We start from the raw sequence: 6,152 nt of genomic DNA on the forward strand, positions 1-6,152 counted from the left end.
CCCCGGTGGCCCGCCCGACCCGCGACTGCGCCTGCTCGGCATCCGTGAGACCGCCCTGTCCGTCCCCGAGGTGTTGGCGGCCATCGGTGACCACGAGGCCGGCGGGACCGCGTTGTTCGTCGGTACCGTCCGCAACCACGACGGCCCGGCCGACCGCGCGGCCGTCACCTCACTGGAGTATTCGGCCCATCCGAGCGCGGTGGTCGAACTGCGGCGGGTCGCCGAACGGGTGGCGGCGGACTTCCCGGTGCGTGCCCTGGCCGCCGTCCACCGGGTCGGAGGGCTCGCCGTCGGGGACCTCGCGGTGATCGTCGCGGTCGCCTGCCCGCACCGCGCGGAGGCCTTCGACGCCTGTCGGCGCCTGATCGACGACCTCAAGGCGACCGTCCCGATCTGGAAGCGGCAGACCTTCGCCGACGGCACCTCCGAATGGGTCGGGGCCTGCGGCTGACCCCGGACCGGCCGGGGGCGCGCGACACCTCCGCGCCCCCGGCGGATGCCCACCTCCCGGTCGTCCGGGAACCCCTCCGCTTGCGTGACCCGTTCACCCATCGGAGCGTTGGGGTCACCGGGCAGGTTCTTCCCCCGACGACCGCGCGCTCCGGTTCGCGGTCCGGAGTCGAGACGGGAGGTGGCGTCGTGGCGGCACTGGTGTGGTTGCTCATCCCCCTGGTGGGCGTGCTGATCGCGGGCGTGTGGAGCATCGTGGCGAGTCGTCGGATGACCGGGGCCCGCGGGGCCGATGACACCGCGGGCGTCCGACGCCACCAGGCGTTCCGCGAGGCGATGGAACGCCCGGTGCGCGGGGCCGACGGACTCGGATGAAGTCCCGCCGCGGGCCGACGGGCGGCCCCCGGGTGCCGTACTGTCTGCTCATGCCACGCCGTACCGCATCCCTGCTGACCTCCGGTCTGCTCCTGATCGGTCTGCTGTTCGCGGCAGTCCTGGTCAGGGTGCCCTACGCGGAGATGTCGCCGGGACCCACGGTCAACACACTGGGTGAGCACAACGGCAGCCCGGTGTTGAACATCTCCGGCGAGGAGACGTACGAGACCAGCGGCAACCTCAACATGACGACGGTCCGCGTGACCGGCGTGAACTTCCGCATGAGCCTCTTCGAGGCGGTGCGCGGCTGGCTCGCCGGCGGCAGCGCGGTGGTGCCCTACGAGACGCTCTATCCCGAGCGGCGCACCGCCGACGAGGTGGAGCAGATCAACGCGGAGGAGTTCAGCCGTTCGCAGGAGACGGCCAAGGTCTCGGCCCTGCGCGAACTGGGTTACGAGGTCGGCACCCGGACCATCGTCTCCTCGGTCGTGAAGGACGGCCCCGCCGAGGGCGTGCTCCGGGCGGGGGACGTGATCGTGGCGGTGGACGGCGAGAAGATCGGCGAGCCCTCGGACGTGGCGGAGCGGGTCACGGCCCGCGAGCCGGGCGATCCCGTCGTCTTCACCGTGGACCGGGTGCCCGGCACGCGGGACGCGGACGACGGAGACGACGGAGGGGACGGGGGTCCCGGGGAGACCGACGGCGGGGCCGAACCGCCGGCCGGTGGCAGCGGCGACACCGCCGAGGCGGAGCGGCTGGACCTCACGGTGAACTCCACCGCAGCCGAGGACGACGGCCGGCCCATCGTCGGCATCTCCGCCGGTGTCGGCTACGACCTGCCCTTCGACATCGACATCGAACTGGCCGATGTGGGCGGTCCCAGCGCCGGCCTGATGTTCGCGCTCGGGCTGGTGGACAAGCTCACCGAGGAGGACCTCACCGGCGGGGAGTTCGTGGCGGGCACCGGCACCATCACCGCCGAGGGTCGGGTCGGCCCCATCGGCGGGGTGGCCATGAAGACCATCGCCGCCCGGGAGCAGGGCGCCTCCTGGTTCCTCACCCCCGCCGCGAACTGTGCCGCCGCCGCGGCCGACCCCCCGCCGGGCCTCGCCCTCGTCGAGGTGGAGAACCTGGAGGGCGCCCTGGCCGCGCTGGAGGGGATCCGCTCCGGGGTCGACCCGGAGAGCCTCCCGCTCTGCTCACGGGCCGACTGAACCCGCCGGCCGGGGCCGGCGGGTCGGGGCGCGCTTCCTCAGCCCTCGAAGGTCGCGGCCAGGGCCTCGGTGAGCCCGGGCACCAGATCCGGGCCGGTCACCACCTCGGTCTCCGCGTCCCGTGAGCGCAGCCGCAGCGCGGACTCCCGCTCCCCGCCGCGCAGCACCCCCACGGTCATCCGCACCTCCTGCCGCTGCGGGTGCTCGGCCACCCAGCGGGCCAGGGCGTCGATGTTCTCCTCCCGACGCAACTCGTCGGGGATCTCGGACTCGACGGACGGCGGCAGCATCAGCCGCTCGACGCACAGCGCGCAGCCGGCCACGGCGTCCGGCCAGGCGATGCCGGCGAGGAACTCGTCCAGCGGTGCGTCCGGGGGCAGCTCGTCCTGTTCGATCGGGGTCAGGGAGGGGCCGCCGACCGGGGGAGCGGCGTGCCCGGATCCGTCGGGGCCGTCCTTCTCCAGACCCAGCCGCTCGGCCAGCTCGGGTTCCTCGGTCCGCAACCGCTCGGTGTCCACCAACGCGAACAGACGGGCCGGACCGTCCCAGCCCAGCCCGGAGGCGTAGGCGTCGATCTCCAGAAGTGCCCTGGTCAGGGGCCGGGCGGCGAGGGGGGTGCCGGAGTCGCCGGCGGTCGCGGGTGCGTCGGATGCGTCGGGTGAGGTGTTGTCCATCCCCATATCGTGCCGCCCCGTACCCCGGAAACGGGAACCGGGTAAAGCTTGAGTAAGTTACTCAAGTGGGGTCCCCTAGGCTGGGCCCGCCGTTATCCGCTCCGAATCTTTGAGGTGCGCACCTTGGCTTTCCAGATGCCGGACCGGGGCTCGGGTCGCCCCAACGGTCCCAGAGGACCCAGAGGACCCAGGGGAGGAGGTCCGGGTGGGCCCGGTGTGCCGGGCTTCTCCCTGGGGCGTCCGTCCGGGGGTGCCAAAACCCTGCTGATCACCGCCGCCATCCTGGCCGGTCTGGTGATTTTGTTCGCGATGTTCGCAGGATTCTGGACGGACTGGAAGTGGTACCAGTCCGTCGACTTCACCACGGTGTTCACCACCCAGTTGGTGACCCGCATCGTGATGTTCGCGGTCTTCGGGCTGATCATGGCCCTGGCCGTGGGCCTCAACATCTGGCTCGCGCACCGGCTGCGGCCGCCGCTGAGCGCGATGTCGATGGAGCAGCAGAACCTCGACCGCTACCGGATGAGCATCGCCCCCTACAAGAAGTGGGTGCTGATCGGCGTCGCCCTGCTGATCGGTCTCATCGCGGGCGGATCGGCGTCCGGGCAGTGGCGCACCTGGTTGCAGTGGGTCAACGGAACCCCGTTCGGCGTGACCGACGCGCAGTTCGGGATGGACATCTCCTTCTTCGCCTTCGACTACCCCTTCTATCGTTTCCTGATCGGCTTCGGCTTCGCCGTGGTGGTGCTCTCGCTGCTGGCGGCGGGGGCCACCCACTACCTGTACGGCGGGCTGCGGGTCACCACCCCCGGTAACCGGATCACCCCCGCGGCCACCGGTCACCTCTCCGTCCTGCTGGGTCTGTTCGTGGCCCTCAAGGCGGTGGCCTACTGGTTCGACCGCTACGGCCTGGCTCTCAAGAGCAGTGACTTCCGGGACGCCGACGGCTGGACCGGTCTGCGGTACGTGGACGCCAACGCCTACCTGCCGGCGCGGACCATCCTGACCATCATCGCGATCATCTGCGCGGTGCTGTTCTTCGCCACCCTGTGGCGTCGTACCTGGCAGCTCCCGGTCATCGGCCTGGGTCTGCTGGTGCTCTCCGCGGTGCTGATCGGCAGTGTCTACCCGGCGCTGGTGCAGCAGTTCCAGGTCCGCCCGAACGAGCAGGCCATGGAGACGCCGTACATCCAGAAGCACCTGGAGGCGACGAAGGAGGCCTACGGCATCGACCGGGCCGAGAAGCAGGCCTTCGGTCGTCAGGAGGCCGGCCTGGTCACCGACGAGAACCGCGAGGAGCTGCGGGACTCGGTGCGGACCACCGCCAGCATCCGCCTGGTCGACCCGAACGTCATCTCCCCGGCCTTCCAGCAGCTCCAGCAGATCCGCGGTTACTACTCCTTCGCGGACACCCTGGACGTCGACCGCTACCCGGTCGCCAACGGTGACCAGGACACCGTGATCGGTGTCCGGGAGATCAACATCGACGGCCTGCCGGACCGCAACTGGATCAACGACCACTTCCGCTACACCCACGGCTTCGGCGTGGTGGCCGCGCGGGGCGACGACATCCTGGGCAACGGCACCCCCGACTTCATCGAGAAGGAGCTGCCGCCGGAGGGCGAGCTCGGTGAGTACGAGCCGCGCATCTACTTCGGCGAGGCGACCACCCAGTGGTCGATCGTGGGCGGTCCGCAGCCCGAGCTGGACTACATCCGCGGTGACTCCGGCGAGGACGAGACCGCGGCCCCCGACGTGACCGAGGAGGGCGAGCTCGAGGAGGGTACCGAGGAGGGCCTCGACGAGGGCGCCGAGGAGGGCACCGACACCGACGCGGGTGAGGGCGAGGCCGAGGCCCCGGCCGAGGACATGCCCGAGCCGGGCCAGGAGGTCGACTACAGCTACACCGGCCAGGGCGGCGTCGAGCTGAGCAACTACTTCACCCGGGCCGCCTACGCCCTGACCATGGGCGAGCCGCAGATCCTGTACTCCGGTGCCATCGGCGAGGGATCGCGGATCATGTACCGGCGCACCCCGACGGAGCGCGTGGAGGCGGTCGCCCCGTGGCTGACCATCGACGCCGACCCGTACCCGGCGGTCGTCGACGGTCGGGTGCAGTGGATCGTGGACGGCTACACCACGAGCAACGGCTACCCGTACTCCTCGCGCACCGTGCTGGACCAGGCCACCGCCACCGCGCTCACCGACGCGCAGCGGCAGGTGCTCGCCCAGCAGAACCAGATCAACTACATGCGCAACTCCGTGAAGGCCACGGTCGACGCCTACACCGGCGAGGTCGTGCTCTACGAGTGGGAGGAGAACGAGCCGGTCCTGCAGACCTGGATGAAGGCCTTCCCCGACACGGTCACCCCGCGCGAGGACATCAGCGAGGAACTGCTGGCCCACCTGCGGTACCCGCAGGACCTGTTCAACGTGCAGCGGGACCTGCTCCAGCGGTACCACGTGGACTCGGCGAGCCTGTTCTACGCCGGTGGTGAGCGCTGGGAGGTGCCGGACGACCCGACCCAGCCGGGCAACTCGGTCCCCGCGTACTACCTCAGCATGCGGATGCCGGACCAGGACGCCCGTACCTTCTCGCTGACCACCACGTTCAACCCGAGGGACCGCGAAACGCTGGCCGCCTACATGGCGGTGGTGGCGGACGCGCGCAGCGACGACTACGGAACCATGCGGATCCTGACGCTGCCGAACAACACCACCACCCCGGGTCCGCAACAGGTGCAGAGCCGGTGGAACGCCGAACCCGACATCGCCGAGTCGATCAACCTGCTGCAACGCGGTGACTCCGAGGTGGAGTACGGCAACCTGCTGACCGTGCCACTGGGCGACGACCTGCTCTACGTGGAGCCGGTCTACGTCCTCGGCGCGGGCGCCAACTACCCGCGCATGCAGCGGGTGCTGGCCTCCTACGGCGACGAGTTGGCCTTCGAGGCCTCCCTGGACGCGGCGCTGGACACCCTGTTCGGCGTCACGGAGACGGGCGAGGAGCCGGAGGAGACCCCGCCCGTCGGGGAGGGCGAGGAGCCGGAGGAGACCCCGGAGGCCACGGCCGACCTCGCCGGCTGGATCGGTGAGGCGCTGGAGGCGCAGGAGGAGGCCGACGCCGCCCTGGCCGAGGGTGACTGGGCCGCCTACGGCGAGGCGCAGGCCAAGCTCGCCGACGCGCTGCAGCGCATCGCCGAGGCCGAGGAGGCCGCGCGCACCGAGGAAACCGGTGACGGTGACGCCGACGACGAGGCGGAGGAGAGCGAGGAGTGATCCCGGCCGGTCCGGCTCCCGTTCCGACGGGGCCGGACCGGTTCTCTCCCCTTCGACGGATCGACGGATCGACGGCCGGCCGCTCCCGCGCACCGCGGGGGCGGCCGGCCGTCCGTCGTCCCGGTGCGGGTCCGGGTGGGGTGGTGGCGCGGAGTGGGGG

General features: G+C 71.2%; 5 protein-coding genes. 4 read left to right on the forward strand and 1 reads right to left on the reverse strand.

Features of this window, described 5'->3' with window-relative positions:
• Positions 1–25: 25 nt before the first annotated feature.
• The 3 genes from FNQ90_RS09690 (at position 26) to FNQ90_RS09700 (ending at position 2,039) form a co-directional block, all read left to right on the forward strand.
• Positions 26–451, forward strand: coding sequence for a molybdenum cofactor biosynthesis protein MoaE (locus FNQ90_RS09690; RefSeq protein WP_143624172.1), 426 nt, complete (start codon positions 26–28; stop codon positions 449–451).
• Between the two features lie 188 nt (positions 452–639).
• On the forward strand, positions 640–825 hold the full coding sequence (locus FNQ90_RS09695; RefSeq protein WP_182605993.1) for a hypothetical protein: 186 nt from the start codon (positions 640–642) through the stop codon (positions 823–825).
• 50 nt (positions 826–875) lie between these two features.
• Positions 876–2,039 (forward strand): YlbL family protein, encoded by a 1,164-nt coding sequence (locus tag FNQ90_RS09700; protein ID WP_182605994.1) that lies wholly within the window; start codon positions 876–878, stop codon positions 2,037–2,039.
• A gap of 38 nt (positions 2,040–2,077) precedes the next feature.
• Here the strand turns inward: FNQ90_RS09700 and FNQ90_RS09705 are convergent, their stop codons facing one another.
• On the reverse strand, positions 2,078–2,713 hold the full coding sequence (locus tag FNQ90_RS09705) for a PPA1309 family protein (protein WP_182605995.1): 636 nt from the start codon (positions 2,711–2,713) through the stop codon (positions 2,078–2,080).
• A gap of 114 nt (positions 2,714–2,827) precedes the next feature.
• Between FNQ90_RS09705 and FNQ90_RS27215 the strand changes: the two genes are divergently transcribed.
• Positions 2,828–5,992, forward strand: a complete 3,165-nt coding sequence (locus FNQ90_RS27215) for a UPF0182 family membrane protein (protein WP_407699333.1) — start codon at positions 2,828–2,830, stop codon at positions 5,990–5,992.
• Positions 5,993–6,152: the final 160 nt, after the last annotated feature.

The organism is Streptomyces alkaliphilus (genome assembly GCF_014141535.1).
Classification (GTDB): Bacteria; Actinomycetota; Actinomycetes; order Streptomycetales; family Streptomycetaceae; genus Streptomyces; species Streptomyces alkaliphilus.

Bases quoted from the DNA above. Each gene is read 5' to 3' on its own strand.
- FNQ90_RS09705 (WP_182605995.1), bottom strand. From the start codon at position 2,713: ATGGACAACACCTCACCCGACGCATCCGACGCACCCGCGACCGCCGGC.
- FNQ90_RS09700 (WP_182605994.1), top strand. From the start codon at position 876: ATGCCACGCCGTACCGCATCCCTGCTGACCTCCGGTCTGCTCCTGATC.